This window comes from Sporosarcina sp. JAI121, from assembly GCF_013408665.1.
In the GTDB taxonomy this organism is placed as follows: Bacteria; Bacillota; Bacilli; order Bacillales_A; family Planococcaceae; genus Sporosarcina.
In genome coordinates this window covers 1,820,640-1,841,202 of record NZ_JACCCL010000001.1, presented here as the reverse complement: position 1 = coordinate 1,841,202, position 20,563 = coordinate 1,820,640, and the positions used below count along the sequence as shown (strand labels likewise).

The window sequence follows — 20,563 nt, the reverse complement described above, 5'->3', positions numbered from 1 at the left end:
GTAGTGGTTGCCTAGTAAACGAACTTGGAACTGAAGAAAGGATGTTTCCGTGTGAATAAAGCGTTTAAGATACTGGTTTTCGGTTTAATTGCCCTCTTATTAACGGCATGTAGCAATGTGGAAGCGAAAAAGGGTATGTCAGCTCAAGATGTTTTTGAAAAAGCGAAAGAAGCATCTGCTGAATTGAAAAATGTGCGTACACATATCTCTTACGACGATTTTTGGAAAACAACAACGCCTGAAGAGAGGCACAGTGTGAAATTTGAAATGACTTCGGATGCAGCATTAAATCCGGTTGCATTTAAACAAAATGTAAAAGCACGGCCTGTAGACGGGAACGCGTGGGATGCGGAAGTGTATCAGCTGGAAGATCGTGTTTTTATAAAAGACGATCAAAAAAATATTTGGGAAGAGTTGCCTTCCGGTTCAATTGCGGAGCTGTTCGGTTCGATGATCGCAAATGTCCATCCGACATTGAATCTGGAGTTTTTTGATGCTTTTAAAGACGATTTTGTTCTGGAACCGATTGATTATGGCTATAATTTGAAACTATCGTTGTCACGTGAGCAATATAAGGAATTCAAAAAGCTACTATTCAATTTAGACGATGGCAGTGAAACCGACATGGAAGTACTGAATAGTGAGTTTCCGCTTATCAATAAGTTCGATATAGTCATCGGAATCGATATCAACACATTTTATATAACCGACTTCAAAATGATGCTCGACACCACAACGTACTCAACAACACAAATCGACGGCAATTCACATCGTGTTAAGCAGACGATTAATGCAGTTTACAGTCATTTCGATAAAGCGGTTGACATAAAAATGCCTGCGGACGTCTTGGATGCCGTCGCCCAATAATCAGTCACTAAAAAACCTCCCGACAATCGGAGGGCATTGAAAAACCTGTGTTTTAAACCTTGTAAGTAAATTTGAAATCTAAAAGGCGACATTTCGTTCGATTATGAACGAAATGTCGCCTTTCCTATTCATTATTTTCCTCTGAGTTCTCAGATCGGTTTGTGATTGATTGCAAACATTGTCATCGAAAGCCCGCCTGTCTCTCAAACAACCTATACAGAGGCATTCGGTATAACCTGGGTGAAAACCAGCGAAGGCGCCTTACAGGGGAGCCGAAGCCATAAGACTGACGGAGAAGTTGTCTGGCTTATGGCGGGAGGCAACCCCAAGCGCCGAAGCGTATAGTATGGGAAATCCAACGTCCAGTCTAGCGACGGCAATCTAGTGGGTTTTTATCATTTCTTTTTCCTAAACTCTTTCAGTCTATCGTAAATGCTACCCATCTTTTTCTCCTCGCCCGCAATAACGGGCTTATAAAACGATATATTTTTAATTTTATCAGGTAAGTATTGCTGATCTATCCAGCCGCCGAACGAACCAAGGGGTGAGTCGTGCGGGTATTTGTAACCGACATGGCCAAGTTTAGCTGCGCCGGCGTAATGTGTATCCCGCAAATGTAACGGAATGTCTCCGGTCTTGCCTTCGTTAATGGCGTTCACGGCGGCATCGATCGCTTTATAGGCGGAATTCGATTTTGATGCCAGACACATTTCGATTACTGCGTTGGCCAGAGGGATACGCGCTTCGGGCATTCCGAGCCGTACCGCGGCATCAGTAGCAGCCAAGACGTGCGGACCGACTTCAGGCGATGCTAGTCCAACATCTTCATAGGCCATCACGAGCAAACGTCTATTCACGGCTACTAAATCACCAGTCTCAAGAAGATTTGCTAGGTAATAAATAGCGGCATCGACGTCACTCCCGCGGACCGACTTTTGAAGCGCAGACAATAAATTATAAAAATGCGAGCCTTTTTTATCCCCGAATAAACCGATGCGCCCAAGGAGATTTTCAAGTAGCCAGTCTTCAATGATTATTTTCCCATCGACTTCATCACTAGCGGATACGGCCGACTCAAGAACAGTTAACGCCTTTCGTGCATCACCGTTGACACCTTCCGCAATCATCGTAAGCTGATCATCAGTTATGGTAATCGGCATTCTTCCAAGCCCACGTTCTTCATCGGACATAGCTTTTTCTAGCACTACCAACAAATCATCAGGTTCTAACCTGGATAATTGTCGGATTTCACCGCACCTGGAACGGATGGCGGGATTGACGTCGTGGTATGGATTTTCAGTGGTTGCCCCAATTAAGACAATCGCTCCACTTTCGACGTGCGGCAGTAAAGTATCTTGTTGTAATTTATTGAACCGATGAATTTCATCGAGGAATAATAGTACTTTTCCTGTAATCCGTGATTCCGCGACAACATCTTCGACATCTTTCTTTCCCGAAACTGTCGCATTCATGGCGATGAAAGGAAGGTTGGTAGTACCTGCGATTGCATGGGCAAGTGACGTCTTCCCAATCCCAGGTTCCCCGTACAGCAGCATCGATGGAACGTGCCCGTTTTTAATCATCCGGTACAATGCCGTCTTTTCGCCGATGATATCCTTCTGTCCAGCAATCTCATCTATATTTCTCGGGCGCATGCGAAACGCCAATGGCTCGTTATGCAAAAAAAATCACTCCTCACAGTACATCCGTTCCTCTATTATACACGTTAGCCAACCGGAAATCATTTTAGGTAAGCTTGCAGTTTAGTTATGCTATAATATTTTGAAGCAATCGTAAAAAGGACGGGATATTATGAAGATTTCTACAAAAGGCCGATATGGTTTAACAATTGTCGTTGAACTTGGCTCCAAATTCGGGGAAGGTCCTGTACCGCTCCGAAAAATCGCCGAAGAACAAAAATTGTCCGAAGCATATCTTGAACAACTAATTCCACCGCTCCGCAATAGCGGAATCGTGAAAAGCGTCCGCGGGGCTTATGGGGGATATATGCTAGCTAGACCACCGGCGGAGATAACGGCCGGAGATGTAATACGGATTCTTGAAGGACCCATACAACTTGTGGAAGGGTTGGATGGATCCGATGTCCCGCAGCAAGAACTGTGGAAACGGATCGGAGAAGCTGTCCGCAGTGTTCTCGATACAACGACAATTGAAGATTTGATGAAATCCGGTGAAGAAGATGACCGTGATAGCTATATGTTTTACATTTAAAGGGGTCCTATCATAATGAAAATTTATCTTGACCATGCAGCGACGACGCCGGTTCATCCAGCCGTAAGCGCTACGTATATAAAAGTTTCTGAAACTGTTTTCGGCAACCCTTCCAGCATCCACAGTTTCGGCAGGGAATCCCGGAAATGGCTCGATGACTCACGTAAAGTGTTGGCACAGTCCATCAATGCGGAACCATCGGAAATCATTTTTACTTCGGGCGGCACTGAAGCTGACAATATAGCAATTTTTGGTTCCGTCACGACAATGAAAGACAAAGGAAATCATATAATTACGACAAATAGCGAACACCATGCTATTTTAAATCCATGTAAACAGCTTGAGATGCTAGGTTTCAAAGTGTCGTACTTGGAAGTTGATGAAAATGGGCAAATAAGTACGGACCAAGTGAAAAATGCACTTACGGATGAAACAGTTCTCGTATCGATTATGTATGGAAATAATGAAGTGGGTACAATCCAGCCGATTCGTGAAATCGGTGGGTTACTGAAGGAACACCAAGCAGTTTTCCATACCGATGCTGTCCAAGCTTATGGACTCATTCCGCTTAATGTGGATGACCTCGGTGTCGATTTATTATCGGTTTCTGCGCATAAATTGAACGGACCAAAAGGGATAGGTTTTCTATATCAGCGTAAAGGACTTGATACAACACCGCTTCTATTCGGTGGGGAACAAGAACGGAAACGGCGGGCCGGCACGGAAAACCTTCCAGCAATTGTCGCTTTTTCAGAAGCGGTGTCGATTGCACAACAATATATGGAGCAAAACACTGCAAACTATCAGAGATACATGTCAATAATGACAACTGTATTTGATGAACAAGCAGTCGCTTATGAAGTGTCCGCCAAATGTGCAGAAAAACTTCCGCACATTGTCAATATCAGCTTTCCGGGAACGGATATTGAATCGCTCCTTGTGAATCTCGATATGGCGGGTGTTGCTGTATCCAGCGGCTCTGCATGCACTGCGGGCTCACTTGACCCGTCTCATGTCTTGACAGCGATGTATGGTGAGGGCTCTTCCAAATTGAGAAATTCAGTCCGGTTCAGTTTCGGACTAGGACTAAACGATGAAATGGTTCTTAAGGCAGCTAAGAAGACTGCTGAAATTGTCAAACGATCTGTGAAATGAAATTAAAAAGGATGTATATAGAATGAAAACAACTAAATCGCCAGCAGATACACGCGTCGTCGTCGGTATGTCAGGCGGCGTTGACTCATCGGTTGCAGCATTACTATTGAAAGAACAAGGCTATGAAGTTATCGGTATCTTTATGAAAAACTGGGATGACACGGACGAATTCGGTGTCTGTACCGCAACCGAGGACTACGAAGATGTCATCAGCGTCTGCAATGATATCGGCATACCCTATTATGCAGTCAATTTCGAAAAACAATATTGGGATAAGGTATTCACGTATTTTCTAGAAGAATACAAAGCCGGCCGGACTCCAAACCCCGACGTCATGTGTAATAAAGAAATCAAATTCAAAGCGTTCCTTGAACATGCGATGAGCCTAGGTGCAGATTATTTGGCGACGGGCCATTACGCACAAGTCGTCGAAGTGGATGGCGGTGTTTCGATGCTGCGCGGGAAAGATGCAAATAAAGATCAGACGTATTTCCTTAATCAGTTATCGCAGGAGCAACTACAAAAAGTGATGTTCCCAATCGGAAATATGGAAAAAAGTGCTGTCCGTGAAAAAGCTGTGGAAGCTGGACTAACGACAGCAACGAAAAAAGATTCCACTGGTATCTGTTTCATAGGTGAACGGAATTTCAAGGAATTCCTAGGTCAATATCTTCCTGCCCAGCCAGGAGATATGAAGACGATGGAAGGCGAAGCCGTAGGGCGTCATGACGGACTCATGTACTACACGATCGGTCAGCGCCACGGTCTTGGTATCGGCGGAGCCGGAGAACCTTGGTTTGTTATCGGGAAAGACTTGAAAGAAAATGTTCTACTCGTTGGTCAAAACTTCGATAACGATGCACTTTATTCCGATAGTTTAACTGCAATTGACGTCAATTTTTCGACAGTCCGCGAATTGCCGCAAACGTTCAGTTGTACAGCGAAGTTCCGTTACCGTCAGCCAGATACGCAGGTGACAGTTGAACTAAAAGGCGACGGGCAAGCAATCGTCCGCTTTGCGGAACCTGTTCGTGCAATCACACCTGGACAAGCCGTCGTTTTCTATGACGGGGAAGAATGTCTTGGTGGCGGAACGATTGACACAGTTATCAAAAATGGCAAACAGCTTGAATATGTTGGATAAGGGGAAGTTTACTATGGAATACAATGAAATTGGAATCGCCGCACTGCAAAATGGCGAATATGAAAAAGCAGTAGAAGCATTTATGCAAGGAGTCGAAAAGGATCCCGATAATGCAGTAGGCTATATCAATTTAGGCAATGTTTTCGCTTCTCTCGGAGATGCTGAAAGAGCAGAACCGTTTTTCCAGAAGGCGATTACACTTGACGCTGAAGCGGGCACAGCTTTTTATGGGCTTGCCAACCTATACTATAATAAAGAACGTTTTGAAGAAGCGGCAAAATTATATGAAAAAGCTATCCGGCAAGGCGTTGAAGAGGCAGACGTTTATTTCATGCTCGGTAAAAGTCTTGAACGTTCCAATAATGAAAAATTGGCATTACCTTATTTACAGCGTGCGGCAGAACTTGCACCGGAAGATCTAGAAATACGGTTGTCGTACGGCATTGTCCTTGCGAATATGGAACTGTTCAATGAGGCGGGGAATGAATTCCGTTTCATCATCGAACAGGACGGAGAAAATGCCGATGCGCATTACAACCTTGGCTTCTTATATGCAGTGTCGACGGAACAGAAACAAGATGCATTACATCATCTAGAAAAAGCATTTACAATCGATCCGGATCACGTACAAGCCCGTTATATATATGACATGATCCAATTGGGCGAAAACGGAAAATAAGAAGGGGTGGCGGTGATGGAAGGGAACATCGAAGTGGGAAATACGGATGAGATTTTTTTGATCGGACGACCGGTCGTGACGATCTTCCATAACCCCGACAGCCTTTTTACGATTGCTAAATTAAAAGTAAGGGAAACAAACAGCGGTTATGAAGATAAAGAAATTATCGTCAAAGGCAGTTTTCCACAGTTGAATGCTGAGGATGACTATAAATTCACAGGAAAGCTAGTCAATCATCCGACATACGGTGCACAGTTCGATGTGCATACGTTTGCCAAAGAGATGCCTGCAACAGAAACGGGACTTATCCATTATTTATCAGGCGATTTGTTTCCGGGTATCGGGATGAAGACAGCCCAAACAATTGTGAAAAAACTTGGCAAGGATGCGATTAAAAAGATACTTGACGATCCGTCCGTCCTTGGTATGATCCCAAAGTTGTCCCATGAAAAAAAAGAGACGATTGTCTCCGTGCTTGCACAAAATATGGGACTTGAACGGACGATCATTCAGCTGAATGAATGGGGATTTGGCCCTCAAATCGCTATGCGTATTTATCAGCTGTACCGTGAAGAATCCATTTCGATGCTGACTGAAAATCCGTATCGTCTTATTGAAGAGGTTGAAGGGGTAGGTTTCCAGCGTGCAGACGATCTCGGCAGGAATCTAGGCATCACGGGAAATCATCCTTCAAGAATAAAAGCGGCCATTCTCCATACGATGAATTTAGCCGTACAATCAGCCGGTCACGTATTCATCGAGGCGGAAGCTGTCCTACCGGATGTGAAACGTCTACTTGAAATGAGTCAACGAGTTGATATTCAATTTTCAGATATTTCCCGGGCAATTATTGAACTGGTAGAAGAAGGGAAACTGTCAGCTGAAGAAAGAAGGCTGTACGTACCATCCCTATACTTTTCTGAGATTGGCATCGCGACCAAACTTGAACGGATAATGGAAAACGATACTGCCGATCAGTTCCCTGTATCTGAAATAAGGAAAGCGGTTGGGGAAGTTGAAGAACGGCTAGGCGTAAATTATGCAGAAACACAAGTGGCCGCGATTGAAACAGCTCTACATTCACCGTTAATGATTTTAACGGGTGGACCTGGGACGGGGAAGACAACCGTGATTCGTGGTTTCGTTGAAGTGTATGCAGAACTGCATGGCTTGTCACTGGACCCGAAAGAGTATGCCAAAAAGAAAGAAACATTTCCCATCGTTTTAGCGGCACCGACTGGACGTGCGGCGAAACGCATGTCCGAATCGACAGGGTTGCCTGCGATGACAATCCACCGTTTGCTTGGATTCAATGGACAGGAAAAGGAAGAGGAAACGGAACGGGAAATTGAAGGACGTCTCATTATCATTGATGAGATGTCGATGGTAGACACCTGGCTAGCCCATCAGTTACTGAAGGCACTATCTAATGACGTTCAACTATTGTTCGTCGGGGATCAGGATCAGCTGCCGCCCGTCGGACCGGGTCAAGTATTGCGGGATATGCTGGATTCAGGTAAAGTTCCCGTTATCGAGCTGACTGAAGTCTTCCGTCAAAGTGAAGGCTCGTCAATCATCGAAATGGCACATATGATCAAACGTTCAGAATGGACAGATGACATAACAAAGAAGACTTCGGACCGTTCATTTATCAAAGCTAGCAGCGACCGAATTCTTGAAGTAGTCGAGCAAGTCGTGAAAAGTGCAATCACCAAGGGCCACCCCATAAAAGATATCCAAGTGCTTGCACCGATGTATAGAGGACCGGCTGGTATCGACGGCTTGAACAAGATGATTCAGGAAATGGTCAATCCGCCGGGACCGAAACGGAAAGAAGTCGTTTTCGGGGAAGCGATTTACCGGATCGGCGATAAAGTGCTTCAGCTAGTCAATCAGCCGGAGAGCAATGTGTTCAACGGGGATATGGGTGAAGTTATCGCGATTATCAAAGCGAAAGAAACAATCGATAAAAAAGAATTGCTTGTCGTTTCATATGATGGGATTGAAGTCACTTATGAACGCAATGACCTTAATCAGCTAACGCTTGCTTACTGTTGTTCAATCCATAAATCCCAGGGCAGTGAATTTCCAATCGTCATCATGCCGATTGTTCGCAGTCATCGTAAAATGTTAAGGCGTAATCTGTTATACACGGGAATCACCCGTGCGAAAAACTTTCTCATTCTCTGCGGGGAACCTGAAGAGTTCAGATCGGGCATAGCGCGGACAGATGAATTGGAAAGACAGACAACGTTGAAAGAACGGCTGAACGGTGATGTTGTTGAGCCAGTATCGTTGGAAACGCGTGAGCAAGAAATAGGGGAAGTTGATAAGGAACCAAGCATCAGTTCGAATGAATCCGGACCAGCCATCTATGAGCTTACGATGGAAACATTCCTGACAATCGACCCTCTTGTTGGAATGAAAGGCATAACGCCATATGAATTTCTTGAAGCTTCCGATTGACAAGAAGACGGAACTTTTCTATAATCCAATTAAGAAATGCTGAAGTTGGACAGGCATCATATGTAATACGTTGATGGAGAAAGTAGACATGTTCACTCGTCCAGAAAAGTGCTTCTTGGCTGAAAAAGCACTCGAGAGAAATGTTGAAAAGCTACTCCTGAGTGCAGCTCATCCCTGCCGTCCGCCGCGTTAAGGCAACCAGAGATGCCGGATGCAATATGTCCGGTAATTAGGGTGGTACCGCGAGACTAACATCTTCGTCCCTTGTTTTAAGGGGCGGGGATTTTTTTGTGCCTGCAAGTCGGAAAGATTTAGCAAGTTGCAAAATGGGGCATCAATAGACAAACATTGTTGTAATTTACAACAGGAGCGCGAAATTGCACCTTTTAACTAATGAGGAGGACACACTTATGAAAAAAATGACAACATCCCAAATCCGCACTATGTTTCTGGACTACTTCAAAGAAAAAGGTCACAGCGTTGAACCTTCCGCACCACTCGTACCGATTGACGACGCATCCCTACTTTGGATCAACAGCGGCGTTGCCACATTGAAAAAATATTTCGACGGACGGGTTGTACCTGCTAATCCCCGTATCGTCAATGCACAAAAATCCATCCGTACGAATGATATCGAAAATGTCGGGAAAACAGCCCGCCATCATACCTTTTTCGAAATGCTCGGCAATTTCTCAATTGGGGATTACTTCAAGGAAGAAGCAATCGTCCGCGCTTGGGAATTTCTGACGGATGACAAGTGGATCGGCTTCGATCCAGAACTGCTGTCCATCACAATCCATCCGGAAGATGAAGAAGCGTATGCGATTTGGCGTGATAAAGTGGGCATTGCAGAAGATCGTATCATCCGCCTGGAAGGGAACTTCTGGGATATCGGGGAAGGCCCAAGTGGACCGAACTCGGAAATATTCTACGACCGAGGGCCAGCGTACGGCGACGACTTCTCTGACCCGGAATTATATCCGGGCGGGGAAAATGAACGGTACCTTGAAATCTGGAATCTCGTATTTTCAGAGTTCAATCATAATCCTGACCATACGTATACACCGCTACCGAAAAAAAACATCGATACAGGGATGGGACTCGAGCGGATGGCATCGGTTATCCAAGACGTTCCGACAAACTTTGACACAGATCTTTTCATGCCGATCATGCATGCCATTGAAAAAGTTTCCGGTGAGACATATGGCAAGGATGTAGAAAAAGACATTGCATTCAAAGTGATTGCAGATCATATCCGCACGGTCGCGTTCGCAATCGGTGATGGAGCACTGCCGTCCAATGAAGGACGGGGCTATGTATTGAGAAGATTGCTGCGCAGAGCCGTCCGTTTTGCGAAACAACTTGGCATCAATAAACCGTTCATGTTTGAACTTGTGCCGGTTGTAGGGGAAATCATGCAGGACTTCTACCCGGAAGTGGCTGAGAAGAAAGTCTTCATCATGAAAGTCGTTAAAAATGAAGAAGAACGATTCCATGAAACATTGACCGATGGAATGGCAATCCTTTCAGGTGTAATCGACAAAGCAAAATCATCAGGTACACCTATCGTTCCCGGGGCTGATGCATTCCGACTTTATGACACTTATGGCTTCCCGTTTGAATTAACGGAAGAACTAGCTGAAGAGGCCGGTGTCACAGTGGATCGTGCGGGATTCGATACGGAAATGGACGGACAGCGTCAACGTGCTCGCGCAGCCCGTCAAAACGTCGACTCGATGCATGTACAATCCGGAGTACTCGGTGAAATTCATGAACCAAGCGAATTTATCGGCTATAATCAGCTACAATGTGAATCTGTGGTAGTTTCACTATTACAGGATGGTGCATTAGTGGATAATGCGTCCGAAGGAGATGAAATCCAGTTCATCTTGAATCGGACACCATTCTACGCGGAAAGTGGCGGACAAGTGGCGGATAAAGGGACGATTAGCGGCGAGACATTCATTGCGGATGTCAAAGACGTACAGAAAGCACCAAACGGACAAAACTTGCATACAGCAATCATCCGTTCGGGTGAAATGAACAAAGGTGCGGTGGTACATGCCGAAGTAAATCAAGCTGCAAGGAAGCTTACTGTTCGAAATCACACCGCAACACATCTTCTTCACAAAGCGTTGAAAGAAGTCCTCGGTGAACATGTCAATCAGGCGGGCTCATATGTAGGTCCTGATCGTCTGCGTTTTGACTTCTCGCATTTTGGACAGGTGACGATTGAAGAACTTGAGAAAATCGAACAGATAGTCAATGAAAAGATTTGGGAAGATATCTCGGTGGATATCGCCGAAAAACCTATTGAAGAAGCAAAAAGACTTGGCGCTATGGCACTCTTTGGAGAAAAATACGGAAAAGTCGTGCGCGTCGTTTCGGTAGGCGATTACTCCTTGGAACTTTGCGGTGGATGTCATGTACCGTCCACGTCTGTCATCGGTTTGTTCAAACTTGTCTCTGAGAGTGGGATCGGGGCAGGTACACGTCGTATCGAAGCACTTACGGGACAGCAGGCTTACCGTTCGTTCAAACAAGAGGAGGGAGTCCTCGTTGATGCTGCAGCCCTTTTGAAAGCAAATCCAAAAGACGTTGTAACAAAAATCGGGACAGTACTATCTGACATGAAGGAACTGCAACGTGAGAATGATTCATTATCGGCTAAATTAGGGAATAGCCAATTGACTGACGTCATAGCGACTGCCAAGCAAATCGACGATATTACAGTCATCGCTGCACGTGTAGATGTGAAAGACAATAACGGACTCCGTCAAATGATGGATGAAATGAAACAGAAATTGTCGAAGGGTGTTATCGTCCTAGGTACGGCGGCAGATGGTAAAGTGATGTTAGTGTCGGGTGTGACGGAAGATTTAAAATCCGGGAACTATCATGCGGGTAAAATCGTCAATCATGTAGCGACACAATGCGGCGGAAAAGGTGGAGGTCGACCGGATATGGCAATGGCAGGTGCGAAAGATGCATCTAAACTTGATGATGCCCTTCAATCCGTGTATGATTATGTCAAATCTGTTTAATCAACGAAGCATTTCGGGTATAATAAGAAGCGGAATGATATCCGATTCGTAAAACGGATGATCTGAAAGCGGGGTGTCTATTATGGAATCATACGACAAGACGATGAAATTCAATTTTCCTGAAGAGTCGATGGAGCAGGAAGTGAAACAGGTCATGCTTCATGTGCACAAGGCACTCGACGAAAAGGGCTACAATCCGATAAACCAGATTGTCGGCTATCTTCTTTCGGGCGATCCAGCTTATATACCACGTCATGAAGATGCTCGTAATCTAATCCGAAAGTTGGAACGGGACGAGATCCTCGAAGAACTCGTGAAATTTTACGTTCGTGAAAACGGGGGAAAAGCGGATTGAGGACAATGGGATTGGATGTAGGAACCAAAACGGTTGGCATCGCGATCAGTGATGCGCTTGGGTGGACGGCTCAGGGCATCGAAACGGTAAGGGTCGATGAAGGTGCCGGCCAGTTTGGTATGGAAAGAATCGGGGAACTCGTAAAAGAGTATGAAGTTAGCGGATTTGTCGTAGGCTTCCCTAAAAACATGAATAATACAGTCGGACCACGAGGCGAAGCATCCCAAAACTATGCGGAACTTTTGAAGCAGACATTCGGCTTTCCTGTTACATTGTGGGACGAGCGGCTGACGACGATGGCAGCCGAACGGGTGTTGATCGACGCGGATGTCAGCCGTAAGAAAAGAAAAGCTGTCATCGATAAAATGGCAGCAATCATGATACTGCAAGGGTATCTTGACTCAAAAAACTAATGAGGTGATCGTAATGGAACACGGACAAGAAACAATGACGATTGTAGACGAAAACGGTGTAGAGCACGTATGTGAGGTCATCTTTACATTCGATTCCGAGGAATTCAACAAATCTTACGTTCTTTATCATGTACTTGGCGAAGAGCAAGCTGATGATGATGAAGAAATCGAAATCCATGCATCTGCTTTTGTACCATCCGAAGACAATGAAGACGGTGAATTGATGCCGATTGAAGACGATGCTGAATGGGAAATGATTGAAGAAATGTTGAATACGTTCCTTGCAGAAGAGGACGAAGACGAAGAATAAATAATATATGCACGGACGGGACGGTGCGGTGCAGGCCGTGCCGTTTTTTCATTGAAAACAGCTAAGGTTTTCGAACGAAAGAGGTGGAATCCGCATGGATAATGGTTCGAAAAAAGAAGTAATGTTCGAGCGAATGCGCGAAAAGAAGAAAGAAGTGAAGATTGTCAGAAGAATTGTACTAATAATTGCGCTGGTTGTATTGATAATTGGCCTAATTGGCGGCCGCTACGCCTATAAATACATAACGGGTGGCCTTCAGCCAGTCGACCCGGATTCAGAAAAAGTAATCGAAGTGGAAATTCCAATTGGATCCGGCGTGGATACCATCGCTAGTAAACTTGCAGCGGCCGGAATTGTTAAAGACGCGCGTCTGTTTAAATATTACGCCAAATTCAACAATAGCTCTCAATTCCAAGCAGGTACATACGGTCTAACGAAAGCGATGACACTCGATGAAATAATAGAAAGCTTGAAAACGGGAAAGGTTTATAGAGAACCTGTCTTCACTATGACGATTCCGGAAGGCTTAACATTGAAACAGATTGCGAAAATTGTCGATCAGCGCACAAGCATTCCCGAGAAGGAATTCTTGGAATATGTGAATGATGAAGCAACCATCAATATGCTGATGGGTAAATATTCGAAAATCCTGAAGGAGGATATTAAAGCGGAAAATATTAAATTCCCGCTGGAAGGGTATCTATACCCGGCGACATATCCCTTTTATGAAGAAAAACCATCTGTGGAAACAATTGTTGATATGATGGTACAGGCAACTGCTTTAAATGTGACGCCTTACCTTGATTATCTTCAAAATAATGAAAAATCGGTTCATTGGCTGTTGACATTCGCTTCCTTGCTTGAAGAAGAGGCGACAGCAAAATCGGACAGGGAAACGATTGCAAGCGTTTTTTATAACCGACTCGAAATAGATATGCCCCTGCAAACGGACCCGACCGTCCTCTATTCGTTAGGCGAACATAAAGACCGTGTGCTCTATTCCGATTTGGAAGTGAAAGATCCATACAATACGTATGTGAACAAAGGATTGCCGCCGGGACCGATTGCGGGAGCGGGAAAATCGTCTCTCGAAGCGGTCATTGATCCAGCAAAGACAGATTACCTCTTTTTCCTTGCTGATCCTAAAGGTAACAATCATTTCACGGATTCTTATGAAGAACATTTAAAAAATCGGACACGTTATTTGTCAGGTGACTGATGACCTTGAACGGGAGATGAACGAAGTGGATAATTATAAAACATACATCGCAGGTTTCATGAAAGTAAAAGATCCGTTCATCTCCGAAATGGAACAATTCGCTGAAGAAAATCATGTTCCGATTATGGACAGTGACGGTATCGAGATGTTCATCAGTCTGTTGCGAATCCAACAACCGGATAATATCCTTGAAATCGGCAGTGCGATCGGCTATTCGGCAATCCGGATTGCAGGTGCACTGCCTGAAGTATCCATCGTGACGATTGAGAGGGACACCGAACGGTATTTGAAAGCGCTTGACTATATCGCGGAAAGCGGATACTCGGAACGTATCGCTATTCTGGAGGCGGATGCCCTGCTCACGGAAAGTGATGAAATCTTCGACAAGACGTATGATGCACTTTTCATCGATGCAGCCAAAGGACAATACAAGCGTTTCTTTGAAAAATATGCCCCTTCTGTAAAGAGTGGCGGCGTTATATATTGCGATAATATGTTCATGCATGGTATGGTTCTGCACGTGGATCAAGATGTCCCGAAGCGGAATCGTACGATGATACGCAATTTGAAAGTATTCACGGAATGGGTCATGACCCATCCTGATTACGAAACATCTTTGCTGCCTGTAGGGGACGGACTATTGATCGCGGTGAAAAAATAAAAGAAATATAAGTGCAGTTATCCAATTTCTATAGGATAATCTGATACATTAAGGGAGTTTGACATGAAATTAAGAAAACCTCTCGTCATCGGTATTGCAGGTGGCTCGGGATCAGGTAAAACGAGTGTTACCAAATCAATTTATGAAGTGTTTAAAGAGCATTCCGTTGTCGTTATAGAACAAGATTATTATTACAAAGATCAGTCCCACTTGAAATACGAGGAACGGCTGGAGACGAATTATGACCATCCGCTCGCATTCGATACAGATCTATTGATTCACCATGTCGAAACGCTTCTAGATCGAAAATTCGTTGAAAAACCGGTTTATGATTATTCATTGCATACACGCTCTGAAGAGACGATTATCATCGAACCGAAAGATGTCATCATTCTGGAAGGGATTTTGGTTCTTGAGGATGAGAAGCTGCGTGAACTGATGGATATCAAATTGTTTGTCGATACGGATGCAGATTTGCGCATTATCCGCCGGATTATGCGCGATATAAATGAGCGGGGGCGGACGATTGAATCGGTGATAGAGCAATACTTATCCGTCGTCCGACCGATGCATAACCAATTCATCGAACCGACGAAGAGATATGCAGATATCATCATTCCAGAGGGCGGTCATAATGAAGTCGCAATCGATCTAATGGTTACGAAAATAAAAACAATTCTTGAATCTGGAACAGAATTGTAATATGATGATGACAGAATTCTATATAGATTAGCACTATGTCGCATACCTCTCGTAGGAGTGGCATAGTATTTTTATGAACAGGAATATAGGGAGTGGTGTTGTAATGGTTACAGAAAAGAAATTTCCAATGACTGCAACAGGTAAACAGAAGCTGGAAGAGGAACTAGACTTTTTAAAGACGGTTAAGCGGAAAGAGGTCGTCGAGCGCATAAAAATCGCACGCAGTTACGGCGACCTTTCGGAGAACTCGGAATACGATTCTGCAAAAGAGGACCAAGGTTTCCTTGAGGGTAAAATATCATCGCTTGAATCAATGATCCGTAATGCAGTGATCATTACAGAAGACGAAATGAATACTGATGAAGTGCGTCTTGGGAAGTCCGTCACATTTAAAGAACTACCGGACGGAGATGAAGAAACGTATACGATTGTCGGATCTGCTGAAGCGAATCCAATCGAAGGTCTGATATCAAATGATTCACCGATTGCAAAAGGGTTAATCGGACGTTCCAAAGGCGATGAAGTTAGAATTGTAACTCCAGGTGGAGAAATGATCGTTACAATATTGGATATAAAATGACATGTCGATAGCCGCCTTCAAATTGAGGGCGGCTATCGTAATTTTTACTAGCGGGTAAATACGGAATGTTCCTTTATAATCTTCCCTTCTACTTAAGGGGGGAACGGCCATTTACTATCGATTTTCAATTAAACGAAACAAAATCACCTTTATGTCGTCCAATACATAGACGAAATCACCAAAAATTTTTAGCGGGAGTTGAGTTGCGTATGACAGAACGAGGACCTGATTTTTCTAGGGTTGAACGTAAAAAAGGACGCAATCGAACGAATAGAATGTTGAATATCTTGATAGCTGTCGTCGTATTGCTAATCATTATCACTGCATCCGTGATATTCACGGGTAATGATGATAACCAGACAGCCGATGAACAAGAAATGGCAAACACGGAAAAAACAAACGATGATAGTAATTCTGACGAAACGGGATCTGCTGTTGTAGATGATGAGGACGAAGATAATGCTTCCAGTGGGGAAGAGGATAATTCTGAATCAACAACTGTCAATGAATCAGGAGAAACAGAAGATCCAGGTACAAGTGAGGACGGAAAAGAGGACGAAGGTGCCGGTATGGTTACTTATGGACCATCGGACGATAAAGTCGTTGCAGAAACGGTTGTCAATGCAGCATGGAAGCCTATTGGCACAACTCAAACAGGTAATCATGTATCGCTTTATGATGGAAATTCGGTTGATTGGAATGAAAAGAAACAGGCACTAGCGTATGCAACCGGATTATCCCAAGATTCAATGATATTCTGGAAGATTAAAAATGGCGGGGGGCCCCAGAAATCCGTCGGTATAGTATCTTCCAAGGATAGCACGGAGAAATACCGCGTCTATCTGGAATGGATTGATGGTCAAGGTTGGAAACCCGTGAAAGTGGATAAATTGACTACGTTGGATTTTGACTATTAAATTCTATATATTGAACGTATGAGTAGCGCCGAAGCAGACGTTAGGAGTACTTGCCTTCAATATATGTGTTTTTAACAATGATGTGGAGGGAATAATATGAAAATAGCGGTAATCGGTGCAATGGAAGAAGAAGTGACGCTTTTACGTGAAGAAATCGATTCAGCCCATGCAACTTCAATTGCAGGGTGTGAATTCATTGAAGGGGAAATCGGGAATCATGAAGTTGTGCTTGTGAAGAGCGGCATCGGTAAAGTGAATGCGGCGATTGCAACAACTCTTTTGTTACACAACTTCAAACCGGATGCTGTTCTCAATACTGGCTCGGCAGGAGGATTTCACGAGTCTCTAGAAGTCGGGACGGTAGTGATTTCAAATGAAGTACGTCATCATGATGTCGATGTCACTGCATTTGGCTATGAGCTTGGACAAGTTCCGGGACAGCCAGCGGCATATAGTGCAGATTTAAAATTAGTCGATACAGCCCGTGCTGCTGTCGAAGAAATTGGAGAGCATGCACACGCAACAGGACTCATTGCTTCAGGGGATACATTTATGAGTGATGCTACGCATGTCGGAAAAGTGAAAGAGCAATTTCCGCTTATGATTGCTGCGGAGATGGAAGCATCGGCTGTTGCACAAGTGTGCCATCAGTTCGGTGTGCCGTTTGTTGTCATCCGTGCACTATCGGATATCGCAGGAAAAGAATCATCAGTCAGTTTTGAAGAGTTCCTTCCTGTTGCAGCACGTCATTCAACGGATATTGTTTTAAAAGTACTATCGAAACTTTAAGCGTTTCGTGGTAAGATAGGTGTATGAGTAGATCTTGTACATGCTTTTTCGAGGAGGGATTTAACTATGTTGTTTTTAATGGCAGGCGTTTTTATCGTATCAACAATCATTGCAGTCGTCATCTCCCGCGAGGTTAGCGCGGATTGATCTGTAATAGAAGAGGCGTTTCCTATGCTGGGATCACTCCCGCATGGAAACGCCTTTTCTTTATCTGGGTTACGCTTTTGTTAATAGAATAGAAAGTGTAAGTATCAACAATGAATACTGAACAGCTCCGGACGCGACTCCCTCGGGTCATAAATCGTTTTGCTTTTAGAGGGATTGAACTTTATCCCTCCTTGTTGCAACAGGAAGTAGCGATTTTAGACTGCCTTCCTATTTCACTTATGCCTGTCGGGACTGGAACGTGCCCTGCGCTTTTCTTATTTTCATTCATTGTATTCGTGTTTGAATAACTGATACAATTTAACGATTGCACGTTTTTCGATTCGAGAGACATAGCTTCTTGAAATGTCGAGCTGTTCCGCAATCTCTTTTTGTGTCATCGGCAAATCGTCAAGCAGGCCGTATCGTCGTTGAATGATTTCGAGTTCACGTCCGTCAAGCTTTCCAAGGTGTCTGTAGAGTCTTTCTTTTCGTTCTTTCTGTTCGACCGCATCGCCTGGGGATTCATCATCAGTTTGCAGTAAATCAGCAATTTGTAGAGATTGACCATCTTTATCCATGCCGATCGGATCGAAGAGGGAAACGTCTTTTTGCACTTTTTTTTGCGTCCGTAAATACATGAGTATTTCATTTTCAATGCAGCGGGCGGCATATGTGGCCAGTTTCGTTTTCCGGTCCGGTGTAAAACTGTTCACCGCTTTCATAAGGCCAATAGTGCCGATTGAGATATAATCATCAAGTAGTTCGTGTTTTGGATGGAATTTTTTTACGATATGGGCGACGAGCCGCATATTGCGTTCGATCAATTCGTCCCTTGCATCTTCGTCGCCATCTGCAAGACGTTGCAGGCAAGCTGCTTCTTCCTCCTTCGATAAGGGCCGCTGGAAAGCCTGCCCCCGAATATAGCCGATCACTGCAGGAACTTCGAGCCATAGCTGGACAATCGCCATGACAAACCCGCTCATCGGGCCACCTCCTGTGTCGTTGTATGACAGCATATGCGGTCGGGTCTTGCCGTATCACCGTTTTTTTAGTCGGACAGGCGATAAAGGATGTCCTGTTTTTGGTTCCCGGGATGAGCGGGGAACCTAAGCTTCGTTTCCAGGAAAACCTGACTTACGCTTTTCCTGGTGTCTTGACTTAAGACGCCTTCGGCTATTCTTATCAATGCATGCAAGTTGTGTTGTTATGTTATAATCGTTTCAGATTCAGTATTAAATCGGAGTGGATATCATGTACAACTATTTTCTGCCGGATGAATATGTAAAAGATATTTTTCATATTCGGCCTGAGGCACTAAAAGATAAAGGGATTAAAGGTGTAATAACGGATCTTGACAATACACTTGTTGCGTGGGATAGACCAGATGCGACGCCCGAAATCATCGAATGGATGAAATCGATGGAAGATGCCGGTATACAAGTGACCATCGTTTCAAACAACAATGAATTGCGGGTGAAAGAATTTTGTGACCCGCTCGGTATTCCATTCATTTGTAATGCACGTAAACCGATGCGGAAATCATTTCAGAAAGCCCTTTCCACAATGAACGTCAGGAAAGAAGAGGTGGTCGTCATCGGCGATCAGTTGCTTACCGATATACTTGGCGGCAACAGGAAAGGGCTGCATACGATTCTCGTGGTCCCTGTTGCTACGTCAGATGCGGCCATTACGAAATTCAACAGGAAGATCGAAAGAAGAATCATGGCGGGTTTGAAAAGCCGTGGCTTGATTAAGTGGGAGGAATAAGATTGGAAGAAATTAAATGTATCGGGTGTGGAATAACAATCCAAACTGAAAACCCGAAAATGGAAGGCTACACGCCACCGGCTTCCTTAGAAAATGAGGATGTCATCTGCAAGCGCTGTTTCAGATTGCGCAATTATAACGAATTGCAGCCCGTATCATTATCCGGCGATGATTTCCTTGCCATTTTAAACGGTATCGGACAAAAAGACGGATTGGTCGTTAAAATCGTTGATATATTTGATTTCAACGGTAGCTGGATTAATGGTTTGCACCGCTTCGTAGGTGCTAAAAATATATTATTAATCGGCAATAAAGCAGATATTTTACCGAAATCAATAAATCCGAATCGCCTTATCAATTGGATGAAGGCAGAAGCTGCAAAACTTGGATTAAAGCCTGTCGATGTCCTGCTTGTTTCGGCACATAAAGGACAAGGGATGGAAGAAGCACTCCAGGCGATTGATAAATACCGCCAAGGCAAAGATGTATACGTTGTCGGCTGTACGAATGTGGGGAAATCGACGTTCATCAACCGCATCATTAAAGGTGCAACAGGCGTTGGTGAAGTGATTACGACTTCCCATTTCCCTGGAACAACTTTAGATCTTGTTGAGATACCATTTGATGATGGTAAAGCGATATATGATACACCTGGTATCATTAATGACCATCAAATCGCACATCACTTGGACGCAAAAGATCTGAAAGCGATCACACCTAAAAAAGAGTTGAAGCCCAAAGTATTCCAACTGAACGCCGAACAGACATTGTATATTGGCGGGCTCGCGCGGTTTGATTTTATTTCCGGTGCTAGATCGTCCTTTACCATTCATGTTTCGAATGATCTGCCGATTCATCGGACTAAGCTTTCAAATGCAGATTCATTGTATAAAGAGCACCTCGGTGAGATGCTATCACCGCCATCCGGTGAATCACTCGAGAAAATGCCTCCGTTTGTCCGTCACGAATATTCGATTAAAAAAGCGAAAACGGATATTGTCATTTCGGGGCTTGGTTGGATCACGATTCAGCATCCTGACGTAGTTGTTGCAGTCCATGCACCGCGGGGCGTTGATGTTGTTCTCCGACCGTCGTTAATCTAAAAGACTAGAGAAG

Annotated in this window: 20 protein-coding genes and 1 other annotated feature; of the genes, 18 read left to right on the top strand and 2 right to left on the bottom strand. The window is 44.3% G+C overall.

What is annotated here, in order from left to right:
* Window positions 1-51: 51 nt before the first annotated feature.
* Window positions 52-867, top strand: coding sequence for a DUF6612 family protein (locus tag HDC33_RS08650; protein WP_179392050.1), 816 nt, complete (start codon window positions 52-54; stop codon window positions 865-867).
* Window positions 868-1,262: 395 nt separating this feature from the next.
* On the opposite strand, the gene HDC33_RS08645 is transcribed toward HDC33_RS08650, so the two are convergent.
* On the bottom strand, window positions 1,263-2,549 hold the full coding sequence (locus HDC33_RS08645) for a replication-associated recombination protein A (RefSeq protein WP_179392049.1): 1,287 nt from the start codon (window positions 2,547-2,549) through the stop codon (window positions 1,263-1,265).
* Window positions 2,550-2,679: 130 nt separating this feature from the next.
* On the opposite strand from HDC33_RS08645, the gene cymR reads away from it, so the two are divergent.
* From cymR to mtnN, 15 genes are all read left to right on the top strand, one after another.
* Complete coding sequence (gene cymR / locus HDC33_RS08640; protein ID WP_179392048.1) at window positions 2,680-3,099, top strand: cysteine metabolism transcriptional regulator CymR; 420 nt, start codon at window positions 2,680-2,682, stop codon at window positions 3,097-3,099.
* Between the two features lie 12 nt (window positions 3,100-3,111).
* On the top strand, window positions 3,112-4,254 hold the full coding sequence (locus tag HDC33_RS08635) for a cysteine desulfurase family protein (RefSeq protein ID WP_179392695.1): 1,143 nt from the start codon (window positions 3,112-3,114) through the stop codon (window positions 4,252-4,254).
* A gap of 22 nt (window positions 4,255-4,276) precedes the next feature.
* On the top strand, window positions 4,277-5,398 hold the full coding sequence (gene mnmA / locus HDC33_RS08630) for a tRNA 2-thiouridine(34) synthase MnmA (RefSeq protein WP_179392047.1): 1,122 nt from the start codon (window positions 4,277-4,279) through the stop codon (window positions 5,396-5,398).
* A 13-nt stretch (window positions 5,399-5,411) separates the two neighbouring features.
* Window positions 5,412-6,077: a tetratricopeptide repeat protein gene (locus HDC33_RS08625; RefSeq protein WP_179392046.1), complete on the top strand. Its 666-nt coding sequence runs from the start codon at window positions 5,412-5,414 to the stop codon at window positions 6,075-6,077.
* Window positions 6,078-6,092: 15 nt separating this feature from the next.
* Window positions 6,093-8,543 carry an SF1B family DNA helicase RecD2 gene (gene recD2, locus HDC33_RS08620; RefSeq protein WP_179392045.1) on the top strand — a complete coding sequence of 817 codons (2,451 nt, stop codon included), beginning with the start codon at window positions 6,093-6,095 and terminating at the stop codon, window positions 8,541-8,543.
* A 61-nt stretch (window positions 8,544-8,604) separates the two neighbouring features.
* Window positions 8,605-8,811, top strand: a binding site (T-box leader).
* Window positions 8,812-8,953: 142 nt separating this feature from the next.
* Complete coding sequence (alaS, locus tag HDC33_RS08615) at window positions 8,954-11,587, top strand: alanine--tRNA ligase (RefSeq protein ID WP_179392044.1); 2,634 nt, start codon at window positions 8,954-8,956, stop codon at window positions 11,585-11,587.
* An 82-nt stretch (window positions 11,588-11,669) separates the two neighbouring features.
* Entirely contained in the window at window positions 11,670-11,942 is a 273-nt protein-coding gene (locus HDC33_RS08610; protein ID WP_179392043.1) for an IreB family regulatory phosphoprotein, read from the top strand.
* Window positions 11,939-12,355 carry a Holliday junction resolvase RuvX gene (ruvX, locus tag HDC33_RS08605; RefSeq protein ID WP_179392042.1) on the top strand — a complete coding sequence of 139 codons (417 nt, stop codon included), beginning with the start codon at window positions 11,939-11,941 and terminating at the stop codon, window positions 12,353-12,355. The genes HDC33_RS08610 and ruvX overlap by 4 nt, the downstream gene beginning before the upstream one ends.
* A 13-nt stretch (window positions 12,356-12,368) precedes the next feature.
* On the top strand, window positions 12,369-12,665 hold the full coding sequence (locus tag HDC33_RS08600) for a DUF1292 domain-containing protein (protein WP_179392041.1): 297 nt from the start codon (window positions 12,369-12,371) through the stop codon (window positions 12,663-12,665).
* Between the two features lie 94 nt (window positions 12,666-12,759).
* Window positions 12,760-13,884: an endolytic transglycosylase MltG gene (gene mltG / locus HDC33_RS08595; RefSeq protein ID WP_179392040.1), complete on the top strand. Its 1,125-nt coding sequence runs from the start codon at window positions 12,760-12,762 to the stop codon at window positions 13,882-13,884.
* 25 nt (window positions 13,885-13,909) lie between these two features.
* Window positions 13,910-14,545 (top strand): O-methyltransferase, encoded by a 636-nt coding sequence (locus HDC33_RS08590; RefSeq protein ID WP_370457428.1) that lies wholly within the window; start codon window positions 13,910-13,912, stop codon window positions 14,543-14,545.
* Between the two features lie 63 nt (window positions 14,546-14,608).
* Window positions 14,609-15,247, top strand: a complete 639-nt coding sequence (udk, locus tag HDC33_RS08585; RefSeq protein ID WP_179392039.1) for a uridine kinase — start codon at window positions 14,609-14,611, stop codon at window positions 15,245-15,247.
* 103 nt (window positions 15,248-15,350) lie between these two features.
* Window positions 15,351-15,827 (top strand): transcription elongation factor GreA, encoded by a 477-nt coding sequence (greA, locus tag HDC33_RS08580; protein ID WP_179392038.1) that lies wholly within the window; start codon window positions 15,351-15,353, stop codon window positions 15,825-15,827.
* Window positions 15,828-16,036: 209 nt separating this feature from the next.
* Complete coding sequence (locus tag HDC33_RS08575) at window positions 16,037-16,744, top strand: DUF1510 family protein (protein WP_179392037.1); 708 nt, start codon at window positions 16,037-16,039, stop codon at window positions 16,742-16,744.
* A gap of 96 nt (window positions 16,745-16,840) precedes the next feature.
* The gene (gene mtnN / locus HDC33_RS08570; protein WP_179392036.1) at window positions 16,841-17,533 is read left to right on the top strand and encodes a 5'-methylthioadenosine/S-adenosylhomocysteine nucleosidase; all 693 of its coding nucleotides are present in this window, start codon (window positions 16,841-16,843) and stop codon (window positions 17,531-17,533) included.
* Between the two features lie 428 nt (window positions 17,534-17,961).
* On the opposite strand, the gene sigK is transcribed toward mtnN, so the two are convergent.
* The gene (gene sigK / locus HDC33_RS08565; protein ID WP_179392035.1) at window positions 17,962-18,663 is read right to left on the bottom strand and encodes an RNA polymerase sporulation sigma factor SigK; all 702 of its coding nucleotides are present in this window, start codon (window positions 18,661-18,663) and stop codon (window positions 17,962-17,964) included.
* 268 nt (window positions 18,664-18,931) lie between these two features.
* Here sigK and HDC33_RS08560 point away from each other — a divergent pair, with 268 nt between their 5' ends.
* Together HDC33_RS08560 and yqeH are read left to right on the top strand one after the other, a co-directional pair.
* The gene (locus tag HDC33_RS08560) at window positions 18,932-19,447 is read left to right on the top strand and encodes a YqeG family HAD IIIA-type phosphatase (RefSeq protein ID WP_179392034.1); all 516 of its coding nucleotides are present in this window, start codon (window positions 18,932-18,934) and stop codon (window positions 19,445-19,447) included.
* Window positions 19,448-19,449: 2 nt separating this feature from the next.
* Complete coding sequence (gene yqeH / locus HDC33_RS08555; RefSeq protein WP_179392033.1) at window positions 19,450-20,550, top strand: ribosome biogenesis GTPase YqeH; 1,101 nt, start codon at window positions 19,450-19,452, stop codon at window positions 20,548-20,550.
* Window positions 20,551-20,563: the final 13 nt, after the last annotated feature.